The sequence below is a fragment of the Arthrobacter sp. EPSL27 genome, from assembly GCF_001512305.1.
In the GTDB taxonomy this organism is placed as follows: Bacteria; Actinomycetota; Actinomycetes; order Actinomycetales; family Micrococcaceae; genus Arthrobacter.
Window position 1 is genome coordinate 1050756 of the sequence record NZ_LNUT01000004.1, and the last position, 26429, is coordinate 1077184.

22 protein-coding genes are annotated in these 26429 nt (G+C 63.6%); 11 read left to right on the forward strand and 11 right to left on the reverse strand.

What is annotated here, in order from left to right:
• Window positions 1-209: 209 nt before the first annotated feature.
• Both AR539_RS09375 and AR539_RS09380 read right to left on the reverse strand, forming a co-directional pair.
• A complete protein-coding gene (locus tag AR539_RS09375) occupies window positions 210-1571 on the reverse strand; it encodes a phenylacetate--CoA ligase family protein (protein ID WP_066435263.1) in 1362 nt (453 codons plus the stop codon).
• Between the two features lie 11 nt (window positions 1572-1582).
• Complete coding sequence (locus AR539_RS09380) at window positions 1583-4135, reverse strand: heavy metal translocating P-type ATPase (protein WP_231728557.1); 2553 nt, start codon at window positions 4133-4135, stop codon at window positions 1583-1585.
• Window positions 4136-4872: 737 nt separating this feature from the next.
• Between AR539_RS09380 and AR539_RS19005 the strand changes: the two genes are divergently transcribed.
• A complete protein-coding gene (locus tag AR539_RS19005) occupies window positions 4873-5217 on the forward strand; it encodes a heavy-metal-associated domain-containing protein (protein WP_197410584.1) in 345 nt (114 codons plus the stop codon).
• Between the two features lie 65 nt (window positions 5218-5282).
• Here the strand turns inward: AR539_RS19005 and AR539_RS09390 are convergent, their stop codons facing one another.
• Complete coding sequence (locus AR539_RS09390) at window positions 5283-5717, reverse strand: hypothetical protein (protein WP_066435265.1); 435 nt, start codon at window positions 5715-5717, stop codon at window positions 5283-5285.
• Window positions 5718-5766: 49 nt separating this feature from the next.
• Window positions 5767-6219 (reverse strand): universal stress protein, encoded by a 453-nt coding sequence (locus AR539_RS09395; RefSeq protein WP_066435272.1) that lies wholly within the window; start codon window positions 6217-6219, stop codon window positions 5767-5769.
• A gap of 203 nt (window positions 6220-6422) precedes the next feature.
• Here AR539_RS09395 and AR539_RS19330 point away from each other — a divergent pair, with 203 nt between their 5' ends.
• The 6 genes from AR539_RS19330 (at window position 6423) to AR539_RS09415 (ending at window position 11260) form a co-directional block, all read left to right on the forward strand.
• On the forward strand, window positions 6423-6893 hold the full coding sequence (locus AR539_RS19330) for a hypothetical protein (protein WP_157360960.1): 471 nt from the start codon (window positions 6423-6425) through the stop codon (window positions 6891-6893).
• 134 nt (window positions 6894-7027) lie between these two features.
• Window positions 7028-7666: a DUF305 domain-containing protein gene (locus AR539_RS09400; RefSeq protein WP_066435275.1), complete on the forward strand. Its 639-nt coding sequence runs from the start codon at window positions 7028-7030 to the stop codon at window positions 7664-7666.
• An 80-nt stretch (window positions 7667-7746) separates the two neighbouring features.
• A complete protein-coding gene (locus AR539_RS09405; RefSeq protein WP_066435278.1) occupies window positions 7747-8625 on the forward strand; it encodes a F510_1955 family glycosylhydrolase in 879 nt (292 codons plus the stop codon).
• A gap of 343 nt (window positions 8626-8968) precedes the next feature.
• Window positions 8969-9379 carry a ferredoxin gene (locus tag AR539_RS09410; protein WP_066435281.1) on the forward strand — a complete coding sequence of 137 codons (411 nt, stop codon included), beginning with the start codon at window positions 8969-8971 and terminating at the stop codon, window positions 9377-9379.
• A gap of 133 nt (window positions 9380-9512) precedes the next feature.
• On the forward strand, window positions 9513-9788 hold the full coding sequence (locus AR539_RS19010) for an SHOCT domain-containing protein (RefSeq protein WP_082699280.1): 276 nt from the start codon (window positions 9513-9515) through the stop codon (window positions 9786-9788).
• Window positions 9788-11260 (forward strand): multicopper oxidase family protein, encoded by a 1473-nt coding sequence (locus AR539_RS09415; protein ID WP_066435283.1) that lies wholly within the window; start codon window positions 9788-9790, stop codon window positions 11258-11260. Before AR539_RS19010 ends, AR539_RS09415 begins: the two co-directional genes overlap by 1 nt.
• Before the next feature lie 14 nt (window positions 11261-11274).
• Here AR539_RS09415 and AR539_RS09420 read toward each other — a convergent pair whose 3' ends face one another.
• Complete coding sequence (locus AR539_RS09420) at window positions 11275-11559, reverse strand: hypothetical protein (RefSeq protein WP_066435284.1); 285 nt, start codon at window positions 11557-11559, stop codon at window positions 11275-11277.
• 1052 nt (window positions 11560-12611) lie between these two features.
• Here AR539_RS09420 and AR539_RS09425 point away from each other — a divergent pair.
• Window positions 12612-13193 (forward strand): recombinase family protein, encoded by a 582-nt coding sequence (locus AR539_RS09425; RefSeq protein ID WP_066435287.1) that lies wholly within the window; start codon window positions 12612-12614, stop codon window positions 13191-13193.
• A gap of 343 nt (window positions 13194-13536) precedes the next feature.
• Here the strand turns inward: AR539_RS09425 and AR539_RS09430 are convergent, their stop codons facing one another.
• A complete protein-coding gene (locus AR539_RS09430; RefSeq protein ID WP_157360961.1) occupies window positions 13537-14592 on the reverse strand; it encodes a hypothetical protein in 1056 nt (351 codons plus the stop codon).
• A gap of 41 nt (window positions 14593-14633) precedes the next feature.
• A complete protein-coding gene (locus AR539_RS09435; RefSeq protein ID WP_066435293.1) occupies window positions 14634-19493 on the reverse strand; it encodes a DEAD/DEAH box helicase in 4860 nt (1619 codons plus the stop codon).
• 444 nt (window positions 19494-19937) lie between these two features.
• On the opposite strand from AR539_RS09435, the gene AR539_RS09440 reads away from it, so the two are divergent.
• Together AR539_RS09440 and AR539_RS19335 are read left to right on the forward strand one after the other, a co-directional pair.
• Window positions 19938-20447, forward strand: a complete 510-nt coding sequence (locus tag AR539_RS09440; RefSeq protein WP_197410585.1) for a DUF4365 domain-containing protein — start codon at window positions 19938-19940, stop codon at window positions 20445-20447.
• Window positions 20444-21565: a hypothetical protein gene (locus tag AR539_RS19335; protein ID WP_157360963.1), complete on the forward strand. Its 1122-nt coding sequence runs from the start codon at window positions 20444-20446 to the stop codon at window positions 21563-21565. The genes AR539_RS09440 and AR539_RS19335 overlap by 4 nt, the downstream gene beginning before the upstream one ends.
• 330 nt (window positions 21566-21895) lie before the next feature.
• On the opposite strand, the gene AR539_RS09450 is transcribed toward AR539_RS19335, so the two are convergent.
• Both AR539_RS09450 and AR539_RS09455 read right to left on the reverse strand, forming a co-directional pair.
• A complete protein-coding gene (locus AR539_RS09450; RefSeq protein ID WP_066435305.1) occupies window positions 21896-23239 on the reverse strand; it encodes a ParB/RepB/Spo0J family partition protein in 1344 nt (447 codons plus the stop codon).
• A 625-nt stretch (window positions 23240-23864) separates the two neighbouring features.
• Window positions 23865-24293, reverse strand: a complete 429-nt coding sequence (locus AR539_RS09455) for a hypothetical protein (protein WP_066435308.1) — start codon at window positions 24291-24293, stop codon at window positions 23865-23867.
• Between the two features lie 412 nt (window positions 24294-24705).
• Here AR539_RS09455 and AR539_RS09460 point away from each other — a divergent pair, with 412 nt between their 5' ends.
• On the forward strand, window positions 24706-24951 hold the full coding sequence (locus AR539_RS09460) for a hypothetical protein (RefSeq protein ID WP_066435311.1): 246 nt from the start codon (window positions 24706-24708) through the stop codon (window positions 24949-24951).
• An 85-nt stretch (window positions 24952-25036) separates the two neighbouring features.
• Here the strand turns inward: AR539_RS09460 and AR539_RS19495 are convergent, their stop codons facing one another.
• A complete protein-coding gene (locus tag AR539_RS19495) occupies window positions 25037-25186 on the reverse strand; it encodes a hypothetical protein (RefSeq protein ID WP_197410586.1) in 150 nt (49 codons plus the stop codon).
• A 191-nt stretch (window positions 25187-25377) separates the two neighbouring features.
• Window positions 25378-26355, reverse strand: a complete 978-nt coding sequence (locus AR539_RS09465) for a DUF4192 family protein (protein ID WP_066435314.1) — start codon at window positions 26353-26355, stop codon at window positions 25378-25380.
• Window positions 26356-26429 lie beyond the last annotated feature (74 nt).

Genomic DNA, 26429 nt, shown 5'->3' on the forward strand with positions numbered 1-26429 from the left:
TGTGGACGACGGGACCCGGCTGACCGGCTGCACACAACCGCCAGGTAACCTTGGAACTCTTCCACTCACCACCGCGTCCGGCGATCATGCACAGCCTGGACACTGCCCGGTCACCTGCGGCCACGTATCCCATGGACGAAGACGCGCCGCTCCCGGCGCCGGTGGGCAGCTACGACGAAGGCTTTTCCAACCGCAGGAGGACCGACTTGTCATCGTCCGCCCATCATCCCTCGCACGAAGGGTGCTTTCCCCAAAGCGGTTCGTTCAACGTGTTCAACAACGTGTACGTCCAACGCCGTGTCGACTACACCGATTTCCTTGAGCGCGCCGGCTACGGCAGTCCGAACACCCTCGGTAGAGGCTCCGGGTGCGAGGCCCGCCAGGAGGACCCGGAGCCCCGAGGCTTCCTGGATGACCTGCCACCCCGAAGCGGCAGCCTGGTCCAAAACATGGTGGAACACGATCGGATGGACACTTACATCGTCTGCTTTGCCTGGCAGCTGCAGGACGTCTTCGATCCGCCCTTCGATGTCCTCCAGGACGGTGAAGGCGCGTCCGCAGGGGCAGCCCCGTCCTCCCAGTCTCACGGTGTCGGACATTTCGTAGCGGATCAGCGGCAGGGTGCGGGAGAACAGGACCGTGACGAGGAGCTTTGCCCCGGTCATCCCCGTCGGCACCGGGTTTCCGTCCTGGTCCACGGGTTCGATGATCAGCAGGTCCTCGTAGACGTGCCGGTTCCGGTAGGTGCACGGGGAGGCGATCCCGGCCGTTTCGGTGGCGGCGTAAACATCGAAAGGGGCACTCCCCCACGCCTCCTCCAGTTCCAACGCGGTGTGCGGGCTGAGCACTTCGGAGGCGGACATCACGCCCTCCGGTGAGATGCGCAGCCTCCCAGCGGTCTGCTCACCCGCGAGGGGTTTGAGCGCCGAGGCGTAGCCGACGAGGATCCTGGGCTGGAACCGGTTCAGCCCGGCGACCGTCTCGTCCATGGGTGCGGTGACGTCAAGACGGAGCGTGGGGACCAGCCCGGAGCGCAGGGACGCCCCGACGACGGCGGACTGGTGCGTGGGCACGCGGGAACTCACCAACGCCATTTTCAACGGACGGGTAGGCCCGGCGGAGATCCCGGCCCAGTCGTTTGCGCGGGCGTAGGAGGCCAGGATCGTCCCCCATTCGGAACGGTTCCAGACGAAGGTCCCGCGCCGGCCGGTGGTGCCGGCCGTCGCCGCAGCCCACCACCGGCCCTTCCACGGCCGCCCGGAGTCTCCCCCGCCCTGCGCCAGGGACCGAAGATAGATCTCCAGATCCGCCAGCCTCAGGTCCGGTGTCGTGACGGCCTCGTCGAAGTGCTCCATCAGGTCCGCTTTCGTCACAGACGGCAGCTGACCCAGAGGGGCATCGTGCAGGCCGGCGTGATGGCGCCGGTAGAACTCCGAGCCGGCGTACGTTGCCCGGCGCAGCTCCCGCAGGGCATGGTCCTGATGGGAAGCGATCCTGGCGGCGTCCCAGTGGTCCCGTCTCCGCCATGCGGCCCGCAGGAACAACACACGGGAGATGAGGCGGAGGTCCATTGCCGGGTTATCTAGCGGTTACCGGCTGGGGCCAGCGGCCGGTCAGCATGCGCGGTGGTGGCCTCCGGTGTTTCGGGCCGGGGCAGCCTGAGCCTCTTGAGCAGCAGGGCGTTGACGGCGACCAGGAAGCTGGACCCGGACATCGACAGGGCCGCGATCTCCGGACTGAGGACAAGGCCGGCGAAGGCGAAGACCCCTGCCGCGATGGGCAGGGCTATCGCGTTGTATCCCACGGCCCAGCCCAGGTTCTGGCGCATCTTGCGCAGTGTGCCTTTGCCGATCCGCAGGGCGATGGGCACATCCAGCGGGTCCGAGCGCATCAGGACGACGTCGGCCGTTTCGATGGCCACGTCGGTGCCGGCGCCGATCGCGATGCCGAGGTCGGCCTGGGCCAGGGCCGGGGCGTCGTTGACGCCGTCGCCGACCATGGCGACTTTCTTCCCCGCCTGTTGCAGCTGGGCTACCTGGGCCGATTTGTCTCCCGGGAGCACTTCGGCGATGACGGTGTCGATGCCCAGCTGGCCGGCGATCCGCCGGGCGGTCGCTTCGTTGTCGCCGGTGAGCATGACGACCTCGATCCCGGCCTCATGCAGGGCCGCGACCGCCGCGGCTGCGGTTTCCCTGGCGGCGTCGGCCAAGGCGATCACCGCGGCGGCTTTGCCGTCGACGGCGACGAGGACGGCGGTCCGTCCGGTGTCGGCGAGTTCTTCGCGCACGGCGGCCAGCGGGCCCAGGTCGATGCCTTCGTTGGCCATGAGTCTGCGGTTGCCGACCAGCACCCGGCGCCCGTCCACGGTAGCGCCGGCCCCGTGACCGGGAACGTTGAGGAAATCCGAGGCAGCCAGGACGGGTGCGCCGTTTTCGCGGGCGTGCCGGACGACGGCCGCGGCAAGCGGGTGTTCGGATTCCTGCTCCACCGCGGCGACCAGGGCCAGGAGTTCGTTTTCTTCGATTCCCTCGACGACGACGTCGGTGACTTCCGGTTCGCCCTTGGTCAGGGTGCCGGTCTTGTCCATCACGACGGTGTCGATCCGGGCAGAGGCTTCCAGGGCGGTGGCGTTCTTGAACAGGACGCCGCGTTTGGCGCCGAGGCCGGTGCCGACCATGATTGCCGTCGGCGTGGCGAGCCCGAGGGCGTCGGGGCAGGTGATCACGACAACGGTGATCGCGAACAGCAGGGCCGTCTCGACGCCGGCGCCGAGGGCGAGCCAGACGGCGAACGTCAGGGTGCCGCCGATCAGGGCGACCAGGACCAGCCAGAACGCGGCCCGGTCGGCCAGCCGCTGGCCTGGTGCCTTGGAGTTCTGGGCTTCCTGGACGAGGGCCACAATTTGGGCCAGGGCCGTGTCGGCGCCGACTTTGGTGGCCCGGACCCGCATCGTGCCGGTGGTGTTGATCGAGGCGCCGATGACCTCCGAGCCGGTGGTCTTGGTCACCGGAAGGCTCTCGCCCGTGACCATGGACTCATCGACCTCTGACTGGCCGTCCTCGACTTCCCCGTCAACCGGGATTTTCGATCCCGGCCGGATCATCAGCAGGTCCCCGGCCTGGACCTCGGAGGTGGGGATCTCGACCGTGTCGCCGTCGCGGATGACGACCGCGACCGGCGGGGCCAGCTCGAGCAGCGTGCGGATGGCCTCGTTTGCCCCGCCGCGTGCGCGCATCTCGAACCAGTGACCCAGCAGCACGAAGGAGGTCAGGACGGTGGCGGCTTCGTAGAACACTTCACCGCCGCCGGTGAAGGTGACCCAGACGCTGTAAAGCCATCCGGTGCCCACGGCGATCGCGACCAGGACCATCATGTCCAGGGTTCGGGCTTTCAGCGCCCGGTAGGCGCCGTCGAAGAAGATCCATGCCGAGTAGAAGATGACGGGAAGGGACAGGATCAGGGCCATGACGTCGTCGCGGAGCCCGAACGGGGCCGGCGCGGTGAAGCCGAGCATGTCCCGGCCCATCGGGGACCAGAGCGTCACGCCCACTGACAGGATGGCGGCGACCAGGAACCGGTTGCGCATGTCCTTGACCATGTCATCCATCGACATTCCGCCGTGGTGTCCGCCGTGGCCCATGGTCTCCTGCGGGGTGCGGGGCATCGCGCCGTGGCCGGCATGGCTGTCCGCCGGTGGTTGGGCATGCCCGGGGTGGGGTTCCGCCGTTTCCGGTGCATGACCGGTGTGCATTCCCTGGTGATCAGGCTGCGTGGGGTGCACATGTTCCATTGGGTGTGTTGCACCGGGGTGGACGTGCCCGGACGGCTGGACTGCTCCTGCCCTTCCGGCGGCGTCATACCCGGGAGTGCGTCTGGTGTCTTCCATCGGGTAGCAGACGTGGTCGGGGACCGCTTCGCCCCGGCAGTGGTATCCGCAGTCCCGGATCCATCCGGAGATCTGCTGTATGGAGGTCACGGACGGGTCAAAGCTCACGGTCGCGGTCTGGGCGACCGGGTTCGCGTCCACGGCGGCGACTCCGGGCCGCTGCAGCAGGACGTGTTCCACAACCGCCTTGGAGGTGGCCCATTGCAGGCCGCGGACTTCCACGACGGTGCGTTTCAGAAGCGTGGTCACCGCTCCTCCTTCAGCGCCGGTGCTGCCCGGCGGGTCGGCCGGATCAGCAGGCCGGCTGCGCCTGTTGGCCGGTGCCGGTTGGTGATCGGGTGCGGGGCTGGAGTCGGAAGGCAAGGTGAGTCCTTTGGCAATGAGGGAATCCGGGGAGGGCTGCGGGCTCTGTCCACCCGTAGCCGGACCTTCATTGCGTATGGGCTTTCGCCCGGGACGTCGTTTTCCGGTTAAGCCGAACATATACCCCCTAGGGGTATGCGTCAACGTCTCTGCCCTGCCATGGCGGCGGATGACGTTCGACGTCTATGGCGGCCCCATCAGGATGTAGCCCAAGGCGCCCAATGATTGCCTCCTGACGGCGCGCAGGGGCACGGGTGCCCTTGCCGTTCATTATCAACCCGCCCGATCTGCCGCATCAGAGTCTTTTGTCCCCCTGCCCTGGCCTCGCCGGCCGCGGGTCAGGCGGCCGCTTTCTCCAGGAGGACCCGGGGAACTCTAAACCAGATGACGGGGCCCTGGTCTCAGGGGTTAAACGGGAGCCCGCGGCTCCTGTGAGCCACACCAGGAACGCTGCCCCCTCCGAGGAAAGGTATAGCAGAAAGCACTAGTGATTCTTGCGACTCATACCCCTAGGGGGTATGCTGGGACTGTTGTCAGTGACGTGGTTTGTCCGGGCCCCAGGCCGCTACAGCCGTTCAACCACAACATCCCCCTTTACCCCTCGCTGCGAAGGAAAAACTGACATGTGCGGAACAACCGAAACACGAACCCAGCTCCCCCTTTCTTCCACTGCGGATAACGGCTGCAGCTGCTGCGCTCCCGCTGACGAAACGCAGGCGGCGGTTGCAGCCGCCGAAACGTCAAAAGCTCAGGCATCCGGTGCGCAGTACGCCTTGGAAGGGCTGACCTGCGGGCACTGCGTCCAGACCGTCGAAAAGGCCGTGTCCCGGGTATCCGGGGTCGAGTCAGCGGCCGTAGACCTGGTCCCGGGCGGCACGTCACGTCTCAGTGTCACCGGCACCGTAGACCGGGCGGCGCTGACTGAGGCCGTGCGCTCCTCCGGCTACGCTCTGACCGGCGCGAAGTAGGGTTCCACGGTCCCTTGGCTCCGGTGAGGACCATGCCTCCCGGGGTCCAGGGGTTTCCTGGGTGTTCAGTGGCCTCCGGTGTGCTCGCTGGTGTGGCCCGGGGTGGGTACCGGGCCCGGCGCCACGTCGCCTCCGGTGCCGCTGATGGCCGGGCCGATGACAAACGCCGACAGGGAGAACATGGCGGTGAAGACCAGCAGTCCCAGCGCCGGTGCGATCCAGCTGCCGAACCGGCGGTAGAGGCGGACCAGCATGGGGATTGATGCCAGAAGCCCGAGTGCCCCGAACAGTGCGGTGCCACCGGATCCGGCCACGAGGGCGGTTCCGGCGAGCAGTCCGATGTGGTGCAGGACGTGTGGAAGGAGGCCCACGATCAGGCCCACCGCTCCGACCACCGTGTGCCACAGCGCGTGGAGCCTGCCCCGAACGGTCCGCCCCGGAACGGCTCCGCCGTCGGGGACGGCCGGCGGATCCCGGTGGGAGGAGTGGTTACCGGTCACGGCCCGCTGCTTTCGCCGGATGGGTTCCCCTTGCGGGTCAACTGATCACTCATTCTTCGCCGGCGTTCCGGGATCGGTTCCGGACCACGAGCACCGGGCAGGGGGCGTGATGGAGGACCTGGGTGGACACGGAGCCGAGTAGCAATCCGGTAAATCCTCCGAGACCGCGGGAACCCACAACCAGCAGGTCAGCGCTCCCGGCCGCCCGCAGGAGCACGGCGGCCGCGTTTCCCTGGACAACATCCCCGGTCACCGTCACGCCTTCGCTGTCCACGCGCTTTAGGGCCTCGTTCTGGAGCTCGCGTGCGGCCTGAGGGAAGACGTCCGGGTCCCAGACCAGGCCTTCCATGCCGACGGTGACGGGCGGGAACTCCCAGGCGGTCACGGCCCTGACCTGGCCGTTGCGCAGCCGGGCCTCCGTGATTGCCCATTCCAGGGCGAGGCGCGACGGGGCAGAACCGTCGACCCCGGCCACGATACTGAATACACCGTCGCCGCCCATGAGCGCCGCCCTCCGCCAAGTCCCGCAACTGTTGCCCTCAGTGTGGTCCCCGCAGGGTTTTACCCGCAAGATCGAACGTCCCGACCACGTGCCGGCCTGCGACAGAAACAAAGTCCTTTACAGGATCGTTGTACCGGTACGTGCCCTGCCACAGGGCCGGTAACCTTGAAACAGATAGCCCGCCACAGGAAGGGAGGACCGTCATGACCGCACCGGCACACGCCCCCGCGATCGCGTTCCTCCGTCGTGCGGGCCTTTTTACCGCGGTGCTGGCCCTCATTGCCGGGATTTTCGGTATGCACGTCATGACCGCCACCCATGCCGTGCACTCCCCGGCCACGGCGGCAGCAACCGTCAGCGCCCACCCCGACTCATCCCCCGCCGGCCACGCGGGAGAAGCTCCTGTCGGACCATCCTCTGCCCCGCACGCGGCACAGGACGAAGCGGGTGCCCGGAGCGTTCAGTGCACGGACTCGAACACCTGCACCAGCATGCAGTCCATGACCTCGAGCTGCACCCCGTCAGCGAAGACGGGCTCCCTGGCCGCACCGCTGCCCGGCACCGGAATCATCGTCCGGAACACCAACGCAGGGTCACAGAGCACGATCAGCGCGCTGTGGTCCTATCTCCCCGGCAGTCCTTCACCGGGCGATCTCTGCATCAGCAGAACGTAAAACGGGGCCCCGCGCTGTGACCTGACCGGCGCCCGCCCCTGCCTGACTCTCCTCTTCTGAGCCGGGCGCATCACTGATGCACACATCCCCTGGCGCCCGCGCGCCCACTAATGTCTTGAAGGACTTAAACAGCCATGATGAACACGAAGTTTCTGACCCTTTCCGCGACCGCCATTGCCGGCGCACTGGCCCTTGCCGGCTGCTCAACCGGCCCCTCCGCACCGTCCGCCACCTCCAGCAGCCCTGCGTCCTCCGCCAGCTCGACGCCAGAAATGGGCCCGGGGATGATGCCCAGCAGTGCACCGGCCGCCGCTACCGAACACAACGAGGCCGACACCATGTTCGCCCAGGGAATGATCCCGCACCACGAACAGGCCGTGGAGATGAGCGAGATGATGCTCAAGAAACAGGGCATGGATGCCCGGATCACCGCCCTCGCCACCAAGATCAAGGCCGCGCAGGCCCCCGAAATCGAGCAGATGACGGGCTGGCTCAAGGCTTGGAACGAACCGGCCAAGATGGCTTCCGGCCATGGCATGGGCGACGGGATGATGGGCGATGACGATCTGAGCAAGCTCGAGGCCGCCCAGGGCACCGAAGCGGCCAAGCTCTTCCTGACCGGGATGATCGCCCACCACCAAGGCGCCGTCATGATGGCCCAGACCGAAATGTCCCAGGGAAAGAACGCCGACGCTATCAAACTCAGCAAAGACATTGTGACGGCCCAGGAAGCCGAAATCAAGGAAATGCAGGACCTGCTGGCCGCCCTCTGACCGGTGTCCTAAGGCGCCGGCCCGTCGCGGGCCGGCGCCCAACCCTGCCTTCCATTCCCGTCCGAATCCCTGGAGTCCCCATGTCCAATCCTTCCCGTCCCCGGGTCCGCGCCAAAGCTGTTCTCGCAGCCGGCGCCGGCCTCATCCTTGCCCTGTCCGCATGCAGCCCGTCCTCCGTCCCGCCAGACCCCTCCCCGGCAGGCAGCACCGCCAGCTCCCTGCCGGACGCCCACGTGCACGGGCTGAGCGTCAGCACAACCGGCCAGGTGCTCCTGGCCACCCACGATGGCCTGTTCGACATCACGAAACAGCCCGCTGCCAAAATCGGCGCCACCAACGACCTGATGGGTTTCACCGGCGGCACCGATCACGGTGTCCTCTACGCTTCCGGACACCCCGGGGAAGGCTCCGACATGGCCAACCCGCTCGGGCTGATCAGATCCACCGACGCCGGTAAAACCTGGGAAAAGCTCTCCCGTCAGGGTGAATCCGACTTCCACGCGCTCACCGCGACTAAATCCGGAATCGTTGGTTTCGACGGCGCACTGCGCACCAGCCCGGACGGGAAAACCTGGAACAGGGTGGCTGCGGATTTCGTCCCGGCCGCCCTCGCCGGAAACCCCACCAGCGACACTGTCCTGGCAACCACCCCCCAAGGGATCCGCCGCTCAACAGACGGCGGTAAGACCTGGACCGCCGTGGACTCCGGACCAGTGGTCCAGTTCGCCGCTTTCGCCAGCCCCGCCGAGGCGGTCGGAATCGAACCCGACGGGACAGTCCACACCTCGGCAGACGCCGGCGCGACCTGGACCCGAAAGGGCAAAATCGACGACACGGTCCAGGCGGTGGCAGCAGCGAAAGGCCCGGAGGCAAGTCCCAGAATCTGGGCCGCCACGGCCAGCGGGCTCGTCGCCTCCACCGACGGAGGAGTCACGTTCCGGCCCGCCGAGGCTTCCTGACCGCACCACGCGTGGCCGTACACGGGCCTCGCCATTGTGTGGTCCACCTTCCGCGAGGAAGTCCTGCGCTCACAGTTGCGGCTCGGCACAGCCCTTTGAGACCTTCCAAGGGCCGCAGAACCTGCCCACGTCGGGGCCGGGGAACACACCGCCGCGTTCCAGCGCATTCTGTTGTTCCTTCCTGGCCTCATCATCGTGGCGGGGCCAGGCTAGTGCTCCGCTGGCAGGCGGACCCTGGTCCCGTCCTCAGAGAGGGGCTGACGACGTGACCATCAGGGGTTTAGGGTGAGCGTGACGGCCGGACAGGCCGGCCGCCCCATCGCCGCGCGACAGGAGCTGCGTCATGACCCACCACATCACTGCCATGCTCGACGTCCACCCGCAGGCGGCAGAAAGCGCCGAGAAAACAAAGCTGGCCGAATGCATCGCCGCGTGCATTCAGTGCGCCCAGACCTGCACAGCTTGCGCTGACGCGTGCCTTGCCGAAGACATGGTCGCTGACCTTGTCTCCTGCATCCGCACGGATCTGGACTGCGCGGACATCTGCGCCGCCACCGGCGCCGTCATGACCCGCCAAACAGCGTCCAACGCTGGCATCAGCCGCGCAATTCTGGAGGCCTGCCGCACCGCCTGTGCCGCCTGCGCCGAGGAGTGCGAGAAGCACTCCGGTATGCACGAACACTGCAGGATCTGCGCCGAAGCCTGCCGTCGGTGCGAAGCGGCCTGCGCCTCCCTCCTGGCTGCACTGGCCTAAGTATCATCCGGCCCATCCGCCGGCCGGTGCGGATGCGTTGAAACCGGCCCGCGTGGACCGGGACCTCGGACTCTACCTCTCAGCCGAGGCCGGGCGAAGAGTCGGAGTATCTCTGAAACGAAAGGCACCGGTCATGATGTGGGGTTACGGACAAGGCATGGGATGGATGTGGCTCTGGGCTCTTCTGCTACTTATCGGGATCGCGCTGCTGGTGTTGCTGGCGGTCAGAGTCTTTGGCGGCGGCGTCCGTAATAATGGATACGGACCTCCAGGCCCCCAGGGGCCAGGAGCACCGCCGCCGGTCGGAGGGAGCAGGGCCCGCCAGATCCTCGACGAGCGCTTTGCAAGAGGAGAACTCACCGCAGACCAGTACCGCGAAAACCTCAAAGTGCTCGGTGAGGGCCCGTAGTGAAGCCCATCAGCCGCCGACAGGCGGTGCTGCTGGGCGGGCTCGGCATTGCGGGAACGGTGGCCGGCGGCGCCGGAATGATCTGGACCCTGTCGTCGCGGCAGACTCCCGTTACGGGAAGCGACCTGACCCAGCCGCCGGAGGAACGAAGCACCAACGGCCAGCTGCAGGTGCGGCTTGAAGCCGCACCCGGACAGATTCTGCTGGCAGGCCGGCAGGCCGCGGCCCTTGGCTACAACGGCGGAATCCCCGGCCCGACTCTTCGCGTACGCGCCGGGGATGTCCTGCGCATCGGGCTCGTCAACAAGCTGACCCAGGCCACCAACCTGCACGTGCACGGCCTCCACGTTTCCCCCGAGGGCAACGGGGACAACGTCTTCGTCTCGGTCGAACCTGGCAGCACCTTCGACTACGAATACAAACTTCCCGGGGACCATCCCCCCGGCGTGTACTGGTATCACCCCCACCACCACGGCATGGTCGCCGATCAGATCTTCGCCGGGCTCTTCGGAGCAATCATCGTCGAAGACCCTGAACCCATCGAGGCAAGTGCGGAACGGGTACTGGTCATTTCAGACACCACCCTGGACGGCCTGGGCAACATCCCGGAAGTCCCTGCGATGGAACGGATGATGGGCCGGGAGGGTGAACTGATCCTCGTCAACGGTCAAAGCAACCCGCAATTCAGTGCCCGCCCAGGACAACGCGAACGGTGGCGCATCATCAACACGTGCGTGTCCCGCTACCTCCGCCTACGACTCGACGGACAGCAGCTGCAGCTCCTCGGCATGGACTCCGGCCGCTTCCCCACACCCGAGAGTGTGGATGAACTTCTCCTCACGCCCGGAAACCGGGCGGACCTCCTCGTGACCACAACGACCGGGGACTCCGTGCTGCGCGCGCTCTACCAGAACCGGGGAAGCATGCCGGGAATGATGGGACCGGGGTCCGGAGCACGCAACCCTGCAAACCAGCCGGACGGCGCCGCGCTGGCCACCCTCCGGGCAGGCGGCGAACCGGTCGCAGCCCTGACGGCCGTGCCTGCCCAGCAGGGGCTGGGCGACCTCCGGTCAGCCGCCGTGGCGGCCCGCCGTCAGATCGTCCTGGCCGCCGGCATGGGCATGGGCATGGGCGAACGCGGGGGCATGATGCGTTTCACGATCGACGGCAGGGAATTCAACGAGGCCAGAACAGACACAACGGTAGCCGCCGGGAATGTGGAGGAATGGACGCTGACCAACACCAGCCCCATGGACCACCCCTTCCACCTGCACGTCTGGCCGATGCAAATCATCGAGGAAAACGGCCTAGGGACGAACACCGCCATCTGGCAGGACGTGGTCAACGTACCCGCAAACGGGCGTGTAAAGGTCAGGGTAGCTTTCAAGGACTTCCGCGGACGCTCGGCTTACCACTGCCACATTCTGGATCACGAGGACCTCGGCATGATGGGGGCTATCGAAGTCCGGTAAAAACGTTCGGACCGTTAGGCATTCCCGCCTTCCTGGTACGTGATCAAGACCACCGCAGATGCAACGTATTGGACCGCCACTGGGCGGACGGACTGCGAAGACCCAGTTGGAATGCCCGCCGGAACTGAAGTCACAGCGTGGGTACCCGACTCAATAGACCAGAGTCTGCTGCCCTCCTCTTCCAGCAGACTCAAGGTACCGGCGAGTGAGTCATCGAGCATTCTCTGGAGGGCCATCATCGCTTCGGAGATGGAATGGAAGCCATCGGTGGCGACAACGAGGGATTGCGTTTTGGTCATGACAAGAGACTTTCCGTAGACCCACGCGAACTCAGCGCGTGGCGTGCATGATCTGAAAAGGGGGCTTGAAGCAGTGGAAGCGGAATCACCGGTCTCCCGCGAGCTCCGGCGCCTAACGGGAGCAACAGCCGACGGCTCGACGGAGCTGCGGGACGGCCAACGCAGGTGCAGGCCAGCCGGCCGGAATAGGGCGGCTTCCAGTGCGCTGGTTCTACGTCCGGCGGATCGAAAGTTGAACGAGCGAAAGGCCAACGGGCACGGCATCTTGAACTCCGGCGAGCCGACCCTGCACATTGCCAACGCGGACGGGTCCGCCAGAGGTTGCGGACAGAATTAGAACGTCCGGGGCTGCGCTGCGGACTAGAGTTCCGTCTCGAGGATCGTAAATGTCGTGCGCGCACCCTTCGTCATCGGCAGGTAACGACTCCGCTGGTTCGACGTGGACATTTGCGGGGTCTACCCCGGGCACGGCCGGCCCCTCGCGGCTCAGAAGATCTGGAGCTGAGGTATCAAACGCGTGTTCGTGTGAGAGATGGTCAGCGCTGGCTATTGCGTGCGATTGACTTCCGGTGTCTACTCCCGCGCCCGCGTGCATCCCGGCCAGACAGGTCACTGCAGAGCAGGCAACCAGCAGAACCATCGTGATCAAGGCGGCGACGACTGGCAGCGACAGCCCTGATTGACGCATGTTGGAGCCGCCAGCAAGCCCGCCCACGTGCGCCCCCTCTGCTCAATTGACGCCATCATACTGGACTGCCCCTCGCACCGACCCTCCCCGATAGCCGGGGCCTAGCGCGTTGGCGCTCCCCATGACCGCTACCGCCCCCCGCAGCTGCTGCCAGTGGGTGCTCTCACAAACGAAGGATTTCAAGAACAGGTTGATTTGAGAATCGTGGTGTTCCCAGCGAGCTGTTGCAAACGGGCATCTTTCTGCGGAAAACCGCCGTTGGGACGAAAAACCGAGCTCAGGGCCGGTCGTTCTCACAAATAGTTCTCAAAACGGTACAGTCGAACCAGCGCACCGGACTGAGTTTTGAGAAGAGAACACCCCCATGACCGCACACCGAATCGGCTACGCCCGAGTCTCCACCCGGGACCAGAACCTGGGCTTGCAGATCGACGCCCTGAAGAAGGCCGGATGCGACAAAATCTACGAAGACACGATCAGCGGCACCAAGTCTCACCGCCCCGGACTCGACCAGGCACTGGACACCCTGCGCGACGGTGACACCCTGGTGGTGTGGAAGCTAGACCGCCTGGGCCGGAGCGTGAAAGACCTCCTGGACTTCGCCGGCGGCCTAAACAACCGCGGCGTAGGCTTCGTCAGCCTCACCGACGCGATCGATACCACCACGGCTTCCGGGCGCTTTTTCTTCAACGTGATGGCATCCCTGGCCCAGATGGAACGGGAGCTCATGGTCGAACGCACCCAAGCCGGGCTGCTGGCCGCGCGCGAACAGGGACGGGTCGGCGGCCGCAAACGCATCATGACGGAAGCCAAGATCCGCTCAGCCCGCAAACTACTCAACCAGGGAACACCGCCCCGGGAAGTGGCCACGAGCCTCGGCGTCTCCGTCCCGACGCTCTACCGGTGGGTCCCGGCAGCAAGCGCGACGGGGCCTTCGACGCAATAGTCGCTGCTGTTTGGTGCAGGCGACTTCTGAAAAGTGACGGTTGGTGCAGAGGACTATTGAGCGGAATGCAATTCCGTGCAGGGGACTTGTGACATCTCCATGTCCGTACTCGTCTGCACTACCCCGGAATTCCGCGGGAGCGAGTGCAGACGACTTCTGAAAACGACATTTGGAGGGCTCCCGGTCTTCCATCTCGACACAGGCACAAAGGGTCGTTTTTGAGGTGAGCTCGGAGTCGCGGTGAAGAGTTGGAACTGACGGCGATAGGTGAGCATCGCCAGGCATCCTGCACTCAGGTCGGCCCAGAGGCCGACACAGAATGCACCTCAGTTCATCCGTTCTTCTACTGGGGAGGACTCACCACTAAGTGCCATAAAGGCAACCGAGGTGATTGAAAGCCGGCTGGTACAAGTCGAGGAAGCATCCCGACATCAGGCTCACTCGCTAGCGACGTGACCGATCCAGAATTCGCCGTCATTGACATATACAGCGAGGAGTACAGCGAACTCAGAGCACCCACAACTGCAAAGTTCTGACGGACTTCTTGTTCGGGAGGTCTTAGAGTCCAGCTGATCCTCTTGAGCCGGCCCCCATCGTCGGATAGGACAATTTCCTCATCTTCCTCCCAATCTGAGTGGAGTAGCAGAAACATCACAAGGTCGTTCTCGATCTTGGTCTGCATCAGCTGGTTCCCGCACCATTTTTCGACTTTGGCAATCTTAAAGTTCGCTCCGTCATTAGTGGCCTGGTTCTCCTCAGGACTATCGGAGGGGTGGATGACAAGCTTCAGAGGGGGAACAACTCCCAGCATCCGGTCCCCTAAAATCGACATCTCACTCCACATGAGTGCCGATTTCAGAGGGAGCAGGATCTTCCTCGTATTGGGAGCTGCGGAAAGCTTGTGAATGGGAACGAGTGTCCACTGGTTAATGCCGGACCAGTAGCACGCCAAATACGGTTCGCATCCCATCATGGTCGCGTAGCGAGCAATCCCTTCAACCTCACCTGCGCTTATTTTCAGGCCTTTAAAGGTGTCCTTGGGCCCGACACTCTTCACCTCTACCAGCAGCCTGCGCCCGTCATCCAGGATCAGCGACCAGTCAGGGATCTTGATTTTTGTCCCCGCGTAATATGCTGTTCCGGCGTCTTCTTCCTTCAGCAGCTGAACACCGTCCAAAGCTGCCACCAAGGCACCAAAGAAATTCTGCGTGTGCCAGCCGTACACCGTTGAAGGGCGCGAGAGTGAGGCTGAAACACCGTCGTGAACTCTCGAAACAAACTCCTGAACCCGTTCGGGATCATCTAGGCGGCGGGAATCACGGAGCCCTGCCCCCAATGTGGCATAAAGGTTCAGGGAATCCAGTTCTGCCGGATTCCGGTGGAGTTTCTGCAGCGGCATAGACCGATCCTTACATAGAGCCGGTCAGATCCTCCCGCCGCTCATTCGGCGATGTCCAGATCTGGCAGTTGACCGACAATCTTCATCGACGCCAGCGAGACTGTGACGATACGCCTGATGAGGTCCAGGATGTAGCGCGGGTTCCCGACTTCGCGGCAGTAGCTGTTCGGGTTGTTGGTGATCTGCGAATCCTTGTGCGTGGTGACCTGGTAACGCTCCAGGATCCACTCGACTGCAGACTTGCCATTTACCTGGTAGTCGAACGCCTCCGCGGGGATGCCGGCAAGCGTGATGCGCGAGTTGAAGATGATGCTCGAGCGATCCTTGCGTGCCCCGAAGGACATCTTGGTCACACTGTAGAAGTCGTAAGCTTCGTCGGTGACTAAACCCGTCGGAATCGCGGCCCCGTTCAATATCTCCTCCAACGGATACGGTTCAACGGTCTCATAATTCAGATGCAGGTCCGCCAGCTCGCGCCCCGCTGTGCTGAAGTTCCGGAAATCTTTCACCTTGGGGATCCGCGGCAGCATCTTCATCAGATCGGCCTTGTATTGCTCCTTATAAATCGGGCTGTGGAGAACACCGTAGACATAGTAGAAAATATCCTCCTTGCTGATGTCTGAGTCCTCATAAAATCCGCGATAGGTGACCAGCGTGGCGTCCGTAATGTTGTCCCTCCGGATATACCCATCAAGGGCGACGGAGGTTCCCAATTCAAGCGCGAGCTCACCCTCGGGCGCGGGCTCGTAGGTGTACAGACTGAAGCACTGAGTGTCGCCAATTGCGTGTAGATCTGGAAGCTGATCGGTCAGGAGCACATCCGATGCCCTGCGCTTATCCGCGTTGACCAGAATGACAAGGTTCTGATGAGCCCCTGTGGGGAACAACTTCGGCAACTGGTACACCATGTCGTTCATGTCGCGGCTGAAGTAGGCCGTTTGCCGACAGAACGGCCGGTACATCGACGAGACAACGGCGTCAGTCTTGAAGGAGTGTTCGACGCCTTTTGCCCGGTCACCTAGAAGTGCACGGTTCCAGCTGATTTGCGTTGCATTCATGTCCGGAGCTTCATTGCCGTGCTGCGAATTGTAGAACCCGATCATGCGGCGCATGTTGGACTCGACGGCGGCCCTGGAGAAGTTGTAGCACCAGGCATCGCGGTTCGTCTTCAGGCCTGAGGAATAGTTCTCGAAGATGGCGGGCGTGCCCAGCTTGCCTTTGGTTGCCTTGTCTCCGAGGGGCTGATAAGTGTCGTACTCTTCGTCGCGATGGTTGATCCAGTCCCCATGATGGTTTGGGGTGATGGATTCCCATTCCGTCCCTTCGAGGGACTGTTCGATTGCGAGGATGTCGAGCTTCTGGTCCCGGGTGAGGTAATCGCCAATGTCCCGATACTGTATGTCGGCGGGACCGGACCTCGCTGAGTTCTTGATCAGGATGCAGACGGCTATCTGTGTACGGGCACCTTCACCGAAGACGTTCCCCGACTCTTTGCGACGCGGCTCTCCTGACGTACGTGCGTTTCCCCGGAGGTTATAGACAAAGATCCGGCTGAACTCGTTCGCGAAGGTCTTGCGGATGCCGTCCGCGGTGTTGCCGTCGATGAAATATCCGTTCGATACGAAGGCGATGACTCCGTCGTGCTTGATGCGGTTGGCCGCCCAGCGGATGCCGCGGATGTAGGAATCGTAGAGGCTGTTTTTGTTCGTCGCCGTAGACAGCTTCGCGTAGCTTTCCGCAATGGATGCGTCCAACAGAGGGTATTTCTGGTTTTGGTTGTTGTCGTTCGCGCTCGTCTGTCCGGTTGAGTAGGGCGGGTTCATGACGATGACGCGGATGTCCTGGTTCTTCTGCCGCTGCACCCGCTCGGAGTTTTCTGGGAATACGACGGAGTCGAAGGCGCCATCGGATTCGTTGAGCTGGAAGGTGTCGGTGAGGGCGATGCCGTCGAATGGCACATAGCCGTGGTCGAGGCCGTGCTTGGTGGATTCCTCGGCGAAGACGGTCTCGATGTTGATGGCGGCGATGTAGTAGCTGAGCAGGACTATCTCGTTGGCATAGAGCTCCTGTGTGTACTTGCGGTGCAGGTCCTCAGGCTTGATCAACCCGGACTGGAGCAGCCTCGTCACGAAGGTGCCGGTGCCAACAAAGGGTTCGAGGATGGAGACGCCCTCATCCGAGAGGGACTTGCCGAACTCGAGGCGCAGGGCTGCATCCGCGGACCGCAGGATGTAGTCCACCACCGGAACCGGGGTGAAGACGATGCCGAGGCGGTCCGCGACGCGGGGGAAGGCGTTGCGGAAGAAGTTGTCGTACAGCTCCAGGATGATTTTCTGTTTGGCTGCGGCGTTATCGATGGACTTCACGCGGGCCCGGACCGAGTCGTAGAACTTCTCCAGACCGGCGCGCTCCTTTTCGAACGCGGAGTTCTCGTCCAGCTGATTCAGGATGTTCTGCATGGCAAGCGAAACAGGGTTGTGTTCGGTGAAGTTTGAGTCGGCGAACATGGCATCGAAGACAGGTTTGGTGACCAAATGCTGGGCGAGCATTTCCACGGCCTGGGCCTGATCTATCTCCGGGTTCAGGTTCTCTTGTAGGCCCTGAATGAAATCGTCAAAGGCTTTGCGATGTTCGGGGTTCGCCCCGGCCAAGAGGTTGTTGATAAGCGCGATGTGCTTGTTCGCGATGTCCGCAATGTCCTTGGACCAGTCTTCCCAGTACATGCGGTTGCCGCACTTGTCCACGATCTTGGCGTAGACGGAGTCCTTCCACTCCCCCACCGGGAACTGGAGCGCCGGCTGCACGTAGCTTGGTTCACCCTCTCCGTCGTCGCCATTTCCGCCCCCTGTGGCTTCGCCGCCGCCGGCGTTACCGCCCACATTCGTCTTTGCTTTCTTCTTCGGGGAGAGGTCGACGGTGTCGACAAGGATGGATTCGGGTGCTTTGGCGTTGAGCTCGATCTGGTTGATCGCTGCGTCCATGCGTTCATCGTGAGCTCGGAGGGCCTGGAGGACCTGCCAGACGACCTTGTAGCGGTTGTTGTCCCGCAGGGCCTCGGAGGTGGACATGCCTTCGGGGATGGCGATGGGCAGAATGATGTAGCCGAACTGCTTGCCCTTGGCGATGCGCATCACCCGGCCCACGGCTTGGATGACGTCGACCATGGAATTGCGTGGGTTCAGGAACAGGACGGCGTCCAGAGAGGGGACATCCACTCCCTCGGTGAGGCAGCGGGCATTGGTGAGGATTCTGCAGACGGGCTGATCCTCGGGGCCATCGATGTCTTCCTTGAGCCAGTCGAGCCGTTCAGCCCGGGTGATGGCGTTGAAGCCGCCGTCCACGTGCTTGACCTCGACCTTTAGATCATCGGTGGGGTCATCGTTGTCGAGGTTGGCAAGGTGCACCCGGACCAGATCCGGGAATTCAGACTCGACAAGCTTGGAGGACTTGATGTCCCGGTTGAATGCCACCGCGCGTTTCATAGGAGCCAGGTCGTTGCCGAAGGACGCCTCGTGGGTGCCGGAGCGGCGCTTGGCCAGGCCGTTCCAGCAGCCGATGAGTTTGGCGACGTCGTCGATCTGCAGTTCCATGTCCGAATCCGCCAGCTGATCCTGGAAGCTCGCGACAACCTGGCTTTGCTCCACGCCAAGGACCAGGACCTTGTAGTCGGTCAGGAGTTTTTTCGTAACGGCTTCGCCGAAGCCGATCCGGTAGAACACCGGCCCGTACATGGTCTCGTCGTCCATGGAACACAGGATCGCGTCCCGCTCCAGCGCCTTGTTTTTCGTGTCGTCGTTGAATAGGCGCGGGGTGGCCGTCATGTATAGGCGCTTGGCGCCCGCGACGACGTCGTTCCGGTGAACCTTCACGAAATGGGAATCCTCGGTGCCGGCCAAGGTGGCGCCGGTCGTGCGGTGGGCCTCGTCGCAGATGATCAGGTCAAAGTCCGGCAGCCCGGCTTTCTGTGCCTGGGACACTGCATCGATGGACTGGTAGGTGGAAAACACGACCGTCATTCCCTCATCCAGCTCACGGGTTCCCATGGCCTCCAGCAGGGTGGCCCCGTCCGTCGTGGCCGGGATCTGCAGGTCATGGATGGCCACATCAGTAAAGTCGGAATTCTTTTGCCGGCCCACCTTGTTGTCGGAGCAGACGGCGTAGGCGTGCATCGCCTGCGTGGTCTCATCCGACCATTCCTTCAACGACTGGGACATCAACGCCAGCGAGGGCACAAGGAAGAGCACCCTGACGTGGGTCTCCTGCTCTGCAAAACGCTCGGCAATCTTTAGTGCGGTGAAGGTCTTACCGGTGCCGCACGCCATGATGAGCTTGCCGCGGTGGTTGGTTTCAAAACCCGTCATTGCGGCGTTGACTGCTTCGTGCTGATGAGTCCGCAGCTGCTTCTTCTCATGCAGCTTGGGAGCCTTGGCAGGGTCGGTAAGTTCGTACGTTGCCCAGTCGATGTTGGAGTTTCGGAAGTCAGTGAGCCCGATGCGCTGAATCGGCAGGTGCTGACCGTCCAGCATCTCCTCCGCGTTAGGAGACCAGTCCCGGCCCGTGGTGTCCACGATCAGCCGGTGAGAGAAAGCCAGCTTCCCCGACGCGGAAATGAACGAATCAATATCGGATTTCTGGATCCGGTGACCCTCGGCATAGAACTTGCACTGGATCGCTGTGAGACCGCCATCCTGACGCTCGGCCACAAGGTCAATGCCGTTGTCCTTCTTACCGTCACGGGCCGGCCAGTCCCTCCACAACCACACGTTCCGGTACTGAGGGGCCTGGACGCCGTCCTTCTCCAAGTACCGGCCCACGAGCTGCTCGAAGTAGTTCCCCTTCATCCGCTCCGAGTCCGCTAGGTCACGGTACGAATCAAGCAGTACATCGAACGTCGTTGCCATGAAAGGACCCCCGGAGAAGAGAAAACAGGTGAAATCGGCTAAAACCGACGTCTCTGATCATATGGTCCAGCCGCGGCATAGGGGCGAAGCTTACGCGGCGGCAAGTGCATATGCCCTCCGATTCCGACGTCTAAAAAGTTCCTGACGGATGTGACAAGGGCCATATCCCTTTGCTACTGCCAGGCCGCCGTCGCCGCACACCAATGGGCATGGAGACCCTAATTGTTGCCCTCGCCTTGGTTCACCCGTCTGCCACCACGCAGGGCCACGTGGATTATGGGGGTCTTCTGGCCCACGTCAAGGTTCTGTGGTGGGCCACCAGGAACGACGGGGGCGCCCCCTTAGACTCTCCAGAGAAATAGGCTGCACACCGTGCACTGCAACCTGTCTGTCCCCTCTCCACCTGTAGCATGGGCAAACTTGTTCATTGCTATGGGGAGTTCCGTGAGTAGCGCAACACCAATAGGGTCGACGTTGTCCCCAAATGCCCGGAAGGGTCGCTACGGGATTGCATACTTCCAGAACGTTTGCGCGCAGTTTGGCGTTGGATTCGATGAAACCTCCCCAGACGAAGATGTGCTTGCAATCGACGGCTCAGTCCAGTTTCCGGCGCTTCCTGTGCGCATTCAGGTGAAGTGCACGAAGAAGAGCTTCGGATCCGCGGGTGTCCTATCCTGGCCGGTCACTGAAGAGTGGAAAACCAAATGGTCTAGGAACATCGGCCCGGCCTATTTTGTGGTGGTTCAGGTGCCAACGGATGTGCCCAGCGACTGGATCGACTACGACGGCGCGGACATCACGACGCACCGTTCCTCTGCTTATTGGGCGAAAATCGATCCGACATCCATGGGCGCCTCGATCACGATCCAACGAACGAACAGACTCACGGCCGAAACACTTGCATCCTGGAACGCGGACCTCCTGGCCTGCTTCTCCGAGGAAGATGCCGCATGATGGCCTCGGAGAGCCTCGAATGGTTCCTGACCAGGCACGAGTGGCGGCCCATGAACCAAGGATCAGCAGGCAAACTCTGGAGGCATGATGAGGGGGCCGTGGTTGCCATCCCATGGGAACTGTCACCAAGTGACTTGCAGTGGGACGGGGTTATCGCCCGCATAGCAGCCCCCCTACGTGAAACTGCGCCCACCGTGTCGACAGCAATTCGGAACGCATATGTCGATGTGACAGATTTTCGGGCAGCAGACGACATCCTCATTGAAGGTTCGATCCCGGTCGAAGCCGGGTTCTCTCTAATTTCGACAGCAAGAACAATCCTCAGGGCCAGTGCCACGACGTCGCGTGGGCCCAGAGCCCAAATTGGAGGTAACTATTCCAAGCCAGCAGAGAGAATTGTGGAGCAGGCCCGCTTTGGTCACACCAAGAAGGGGTCGTACATCCTTCCAATGCTTGTGCCCCTAGACATCAGTTCCATCAAGGGCAAAGACGCGTCGGGACATCAGCTTTTTTCCTACGATCATGAGCCTGAACAGCGGCGGGCCACGCGGACCATGGCGCAAGCCCTCACCGCAGTACAACGGCTGGTGGTAGATCCAGCTAAGGAGCCCTCAGCTGGAACCATGGAGGATCTGATTACCGCCGGCGTAAGCCGGGAAATGGTTGCGGCCCTACATGACATCGTCTCCGCCGAAGCCGTCTCAGTGTTCTCAGCCGAATTTGTATGGGCTGCCGCTCTGGAGTCCAACTCGACTCTCCCTAAGTCTGTATCGATAGCAGCCGGGGCATCGGATCTTCTAAAGTTGACGGCCAAAAAGATGCGCCCTTCCCCCAAAAAGCAGACGGAATCCTTTACCGGACCCATCGTCCAACTTAGAGACGAAGAGTCCCTGACGTTCGGTGAAGTAAAGATCCAGACGGTCCGAAAGGGACGCAGTTGTGAAATAGCTTTGCTTCTCTCCGCCGACAATCTCCGCAAGTCCCATGAGTGGTTCAGCACAAAGGAAACCCTCGTAGTGGAGGGTGAGGTGACCTCCATTCCAGGCAAAGGACTGCACATCTCTTCCCCGGCACGAGTCCAGCCGTTGCGCGAGACGATGTTATTCAGCGCGGATTAGCCCGATTTTCCGCGACTGTCTGAGATAAAGAGGAAGGGCCGGCACGTGAGTGCCGGCCCCTCTGGTTTTCCCTCTGCAAAGGAAATATGTGGTTCAGCTTAGCTGAAGGGTTTTTCGAGCTGCCCCAGCCTGGTACCTCGTTGTTCCTGGTCCCGCGGGTGGTTGTCCGCCAGTCGCGTTGACGCGGTTAATGGCGGTCCGTCGCTGGTGAGTGGCTGCTGTGGTTCCCCCAGGGCGGCGGACCGCCCGACCTCCGGGAGGTTCCCTGCCCTACTGGGTGAGCGGCCGGACGGCTGTATTGGGGGATCAACCGCCCGGCGCACTTTCAGGCTACTCCGCTTCGGCGGTGTGGTTATCGATGATTATCTGCTCCACGGCGCTGGCCGTGTACCCCCATGCGGTGAGCTGGTTCAGGTAGTGGAAGTGCCGCTTCTCGGCGGACCGCCATGAGTCTTTCTGGATGGTCTTTTCATACCCTGCGCAGATCAGTGCGATGAGGGAGAACTCGGGCCGTGCGGTGGTTTTGGCGGTGTGGTCCCGCAACGGGTTCCAGCCCCACCGGTCGGTGTCCTCCCCGGTCTTGGCCCCGATCATCTCGGTGGCGACCTTGCCGTCGTAGCCGCTGGCGGTTTCGGGGTCGTGGGTGATGGCGTGGACGGTGAAGTACTGCCAGCCCTTCGGTGCGGTCTTCCGCGACAGCAGGGTCTTTACGAATTCGCGCCTGACCTTGGTGGCGCTTTCCATCTCGCGGTTATTGGCTATCAGGGTCTTCCGTTCGGCTTTCTGTTCCTCGGTCATCGGGCCTTTCTGGGCCTGCGTGCCGCCGTCGTAGCGTTCGTACTTCGGGGTGAAGCCCAGGTCCTTCCAGCCGGTGATGACGGGGTTGGCGTTGTGCTGGCCCCGGTAGTCGGTGCTGATCAGGTAGGCGTTGGCGTCCTCGTCGGTGGCCGGTTCCCCGTCGGCCCGCTTCGCGGCCGAGACGTACAGGTTCTCTTCGTTGGAGTAGTGCCCGGCGTCCTCCACGATGGTCTTGCCCTGCGCCTCGAGCTCGGCGATGAGGGCGGCGAGGGCGGCGGCGCGGTCGCGGCGGTCCCGCAGCATCTGCGCGACGTGCAGGAGCTGATCGGGTTCGTCCGCGATCACGGACTCCAGCTCATCCGTGGCGTCCTGGCTACCTTCAAATTCGGCCATGATGAGCGCTTCATCAATCGTGTATCCCTTGCCCAGGGCGGCGGATCCGGCGGTCGAGGACTTGGCTTTCAGCGCCCCTTCCACGGTGGTCTTGGTCCGCCCGGTCTTCTTGGCGATCGCGGCGGCCGAGACGCCAATCAAAGACAGCTGGTGGTAGGCGGCGGCCTCGTCCGCTTCGGTCAGTTCGGCGCGCTGGATGTTCTCCACGACCTGGGTCACGATGCGTTCGGCCTCCTCGGGGGACTCGATGATCATCACCGGGATGCTGGTCCGTCCGGCTTCGACGGCAGCGCGGGTGCGGCGCTGTCCCATCAGGACGTGCACCACGCCGTCGTCCTTGCGGTGGGCGATGACGGGTTCCATCACGCCGTGCTCTTTGATGCTGGCAATGAAATCGGCGGTCAGGGCGGCGTCCTTGCGGACGTTGATGTCCACGGTCAGGGTGGTCGGGTCGAGCATTTCGAGGGTGGGTGTGGTGTTCATGGTGTTGCTCCTTTTGCAGAGGATTCCGGTGGGTGGGGCGGCTCAGGTGACCGGCCAGCTTCCCCTCTCCCCCGTTGTTTTTTTGGTTGCTGGCAAGCTCGCTTGCTCGGCGGCCGACGGAGCCCTGTCTACCCGCAGGGCAAGGGGCGGGAAATCCCGGAGGAAATCAGCGACGCAGGAGCGCCGGAGGGAAATTCCTGCACCGCGGGCCCCGACGAAGGAGGGGCTAGACGGGGTGGAGCGGACGCCTAGAATCCGAAGGACAGCAACCAAAAGACGTCGTAGACAAGACAGGGCCAGGGCGGGCCGGAGCCCTGCGACGGACAGCACTGGACCCAACAGCCGGCCGCGCCAGCGGACGCCCGAAGGGATGCGAGCCCTGCGAGCATGTCCCTTGCTTCGTCTCCCCTGGATCCGCCCATGCCGGCCCCGCTCTTAGCCTGGCCGGCCCGCTGGCTGTTCCACCGGCGGTCCTTCACCGGAATGGCGGTCCGTCGCCGGTGACCAGCGACGGCAGCCAATCACCGGCGGCGGACCGCCCGAACCTTTCGGCGGCCCTGGTCCTTTGTTGGGGAGGGACAGACCTTGCCGGGCGGTGGTTCCGCCCGGCAAGGTTTCAGCAGGTTTAGGCGACGTTGGCCATGTACGGCATCCGGTAGCGGCTGGGCAGTTCCGCGGCGGCTTCGGGCAGGTCGTCCGGGCCGTGGGCCTGGCCGTTCTTCCAGTGGAAGAATGCCTGTTCGCTGATCGCGTCCCATTGGCGGGCCTTGGTCCGGTAGTAGGTGCAGCTCACGTCGCCCTCGCAGTAGGTGGCGACGCCGAACAGGTTCCCGATGTTGTCCGCGGTGCGGGTGGCGGAGACCATGACGTAGGGCCAGTTGCCGAGGTCCCAGCCGTCGCTGCCCCAGCTGGGGATGACGGCCCAGCCGTGTTCGCCGATGAGTTCCATCCAGTCGTAGCCGCCGTTCTCGTGGTAATCGCCCAGCACGGTCGCGCCGTCGATGGTTTCCCCGGTGTCCTGGGTGGTCACCGTCTTGGTGGTTATTGCGTTCATGGTGTTGCTCCTTTTGCAGAGGATTCGGGGGGTGGGGCGGCTGTGGTGACCGGCCAGCTTCCCCTCTCCCCCGTTGTTTTTTGGTTGCTGGCAAGCTCGCTTGCTCGGCGGCCGACGGAGCCCTGTCTACCCGCAGGGCAAGGGGCGGGAAATTCCCGGAGGAAATCAGCGACGCAGGAGCGCCGGAGGGAAATTCCTGCACCGCGGGCCCCGACGAAGGAGGGGCTAGACGGGGTGGAGCGGACGCCTAGAATCCGAAGGACAGCAACCAAAAAGCGTCGTAGACAAGACAGGGCCAGGGCGGGCCGGAGCTCTGCGACGGACAGCACTGGACCCAACAGCCGGCCGCGCCAGCGGACGCCCGAAGGGATGCGAGCCCCGCGAGCATGCCCTTCCTGAGTAGGGTGAGGGCATGACTGAACCGGCTCGGCGTGATAACCGCCCGGACCGTGCGGGGCGCGGTCCTGGGCTGGATTCCCCGCGGGTCCTCCGGGTCCTGGCCGTGGTGTTCACAGTTGCCGCAGCGGGGGCGCTGACGCTGGTCGTCCTCGATCTTGTGATCGCCCGGCCGGCTGCGGGCGATGTCTTCATTACCGCCCTGAATGCCCTGGCGGCGTTCCTGTTGTGGCGCCGGGTGTTGGAACAATCCCGGGCATGAGGAAAGGGCGGCACCGAAGTGGCGGCCTTTCGCCGTTTCCCTCTGCAAAGGAAATTTGGGTGGGCAGCGTCTCGCTGCCTGGTGGTTAGAGGTTGTGGTGTTCCTGAGCCCAGCCGATGTTCGCGGGCCCGGTTGGTTCGCCGGCGGTGAGCAGACGAATCTCGACGACGTCCTCAGCCACGCTGGGCTCAGCCGCCGGCTTGTCGTCGTCGGTCAGGATGTATTCGGTTCCCATGCTCACGCTTCCCTGGTCGGTGCAGTGTTCCTGGGGTTCACTGTAGCCGTGGTTTCTACACGCTAGCTGGGTTCTGAGCTGCGCCCGCGCGAGCGTCCGGCGGCCGGCGGAGCGCAGCGGGGGAGGCCGCCCCGCCACCGGCAAAACGCCGGGCCGGGATCTCTTGGTGATCCCGGCCCGGCCCTGTCCGGTTAGTTGTTGTGGCGCTGGTAGGAGGTTTCCGGGTCGCGGGCGACCTCTGCGACTGAGCCGCGGTTGATCAGTTCCAGCAGCAGCCCTGCCAGCCGGAACCCGGGGGCGTCCGTGTCCGCGTGCTTGAGGTACCGGGCCGCTTGGGTGCCGTTGCCTTTGAGCCATTCCAGCCAACCCGTCAGGGTCAGCATCGGTGCGCGCTGGCCCGTGGGGACTGCCTTCATCAGCTCGAACGCTATGGACTGGGCCCGGTCCACCCGGGTCCAGTCGGGGCGTCCGGTGAAGGTCCCGAGGATGACGTCGGCGAAGTTGCCGTTCTGGGTGGTGATGGTCTCGCGGAACAGGAAGTCCCGGACCATCTTGTGCTGGAAGGCTCCCGCGATGCTCCGGGCCGTGTCGTGGTCGGGGGTCCCGGTGCTGTCCAGCACGGCCGCCCACTCGGCGCAGGCTTCCTCAATGTCCGCCTCCGTGCCTTCGGGTGCCTGCACCGGCATGGCCCAGGTGCCCAGCAGGGCGGGGTTGTAGACGTCGATGTCCGTGGCGCTGCCGAAGAAGGTGAACGTCGCGTTGGCTTCGCTGTCGGTGATCTGCGCCAGCGGGTGCTCCTCGTCCGTGCCGAACTCCGTCCAGTGAGTGGAGGTCACGAGCCAGACGTTCCGCACGGGCATCCGGGCAGCGGCCAGCTCGGACACCAGCGCGGCGACGTGTGCGGCGTAGGGGTAGCTGTCCTGGTTCTCGTGGGTGTAGACGACGATGTAGGACGCCGTTGCCTTGTCGTCGTTGGCGGCGTGGCTGGTCAGTGTCTGCGCGTAGTTGACCGGCTCGACGTGTTCGGGTGCATCTACCCGCAGGGTCGCGCCGAGGGCGCCAGCATTGGCGGTGAGGACCACGAACGATTCCGAGGGCGTGATGCCCAGCAGGTGCGGGATGGTCGCCAGCAGGTCGGCGGGGCCGGTGAGGTTGATCTTTTCAATCATGGTGTTGCTCCTTTTGCAGAGGATTCCGGTGGGTGGGGCGGCTGTGGTGACCGGCCAGCGTCCCCTCTCCCCGG

What these genes read in the sequence shown, in the direction of transcription:
- AR539_RS19335 (WP_157360963.1), top strand. Translation starts at nt 20,444, where the DNA reads ATGATGGCCTCGGAGAGCCTCGAATGGTTCCTGACCAGGCACGAGTGG.
- AR539_RS09400 (WP_066435275.1), top strand. Translation starts at nt 7,028, where the DNA reads ATGATGAACACGAAGTTTCTGACCCTTTCCGCGACCGCCATTGCCGGC.
- AR539_RS09465 (WP_066435314.1), bottom strand. Translation starts at nt 26,355, where the DNA reads ATGATTGAAAAGATCAACCTCACCGGCCCCGCCGACCTGCTGGCGACC.
- AR539_RS19330 (WP_157360960.1), top strand. Translation starts at nt 6,423, where the DNA reads ATGACCGCACCGGCACACGCCCCCGCGATCGCGTTCCTCCGTCGTGCG.
- AR539_RS09460 (WP_066435311.1), top strand. Translation starts at nt 24,706, where the DNA reads ATGACTGAACCGGCTCGGCGTGATAACCGCCCGGACCGTGCGGGGCGC.
- AR539_RS09405 (WP_066435278.1), top strand. Translation starts at nt 7,747, where the DNA reads ATGTCCAATCCTTCCCGTCCCCGGGTCCGCGCCAAAGCTGTTCTCGCA.
- AR539_RS09420 (WP_066435284.1), bottom strand. Translation starts at nt 11,559, where the DNA reads ATGACCAAAACGCAATCCCTCGTTGTCGCCACCGATGGCTTCCATTCC.
- AR539_RS19495 (WP_197410586.1), bottom strand. Translation starts at nt 25,186, where the DNA reads ATGGGAACCGAATACATCCTGACCGACGACGACAAGCCGGCGGCTGAG.
- AR539_RS09435 (WP_066435293.1), bottom strand. Translation starts at nt 19,493, where the DNA reads ATGGCAACGACGTTCGATGTACTGCTTGATTCGTACCGTGACCTAGCG.
- AR539_RS09375 (WP_066435263.1), bottom strand. Translation starts at nt 1,571, where the DNA reads ATGGACCTCCGCCTCATCTCCCGTGTGTTGTTCCTGCGGGCCGCATGG.
- AR539_RS19010 (WP_082699280.1), top strand. Translation starts at nt 9,513, where the DNA reads ATGATGTGGGGTTACGGACAAGGCATGGGATGGATGTGGCTCTGGGCT.
- AR539_RS19005 (WP_197410584.1), top strand. Translation starts at nt 4,873, where the DNA reads ATGTGCGGAACAACCGAAACACGAACCCAGCTCCCCCTTTCTTCCACT.
- AR539_RS09410 (WP_066435281.1), top strand. Translation starts at nt 8,969, where the DNA reads ATGACCCACCACATCACTGCCATGCTCGACGTCCACCCGCAGGCGGCA.
- AR539_RS09455 (WP_066435308.1), bottom strand. Translation starts at nt 24,293, where the DNA reads ATGAACGCAATAACCACCAAGACGGTGACCACCCAGGACACCGGGGAA.
- AR539_RS09450 (WP_066435305.1), bottom strand. Translation starts at nt 23,239, where the DNA reads ATGAACACCACACCCACCCTCGAAATGCTCGACCCGACCACCCTGACC.
- AR539_RS09395 (WP_066435272.1), bottom strand. Translation starts at nt 6,219, where the DNA reads ATGGGCGGCGACGGTGTATTCAGTATCGTGGCCGGGGTCGACGGTTCT.
- AR539_RS09430 (WP_157360961.1), bottom strand. Translation starts at nt 14,592, where the DNA reads ATGCCGCTGCAGAAACTCCACCGGAATCCGGCAGAACTGGATTCCCTG.
- AR539_RS09425 (WP_066435287.1), top strand. Translation starts at nt 12,612, where the DNA reads ATGACCGCACACCGAATCGGCTACGCCCGAGTCTCCACCCGGGACCAG.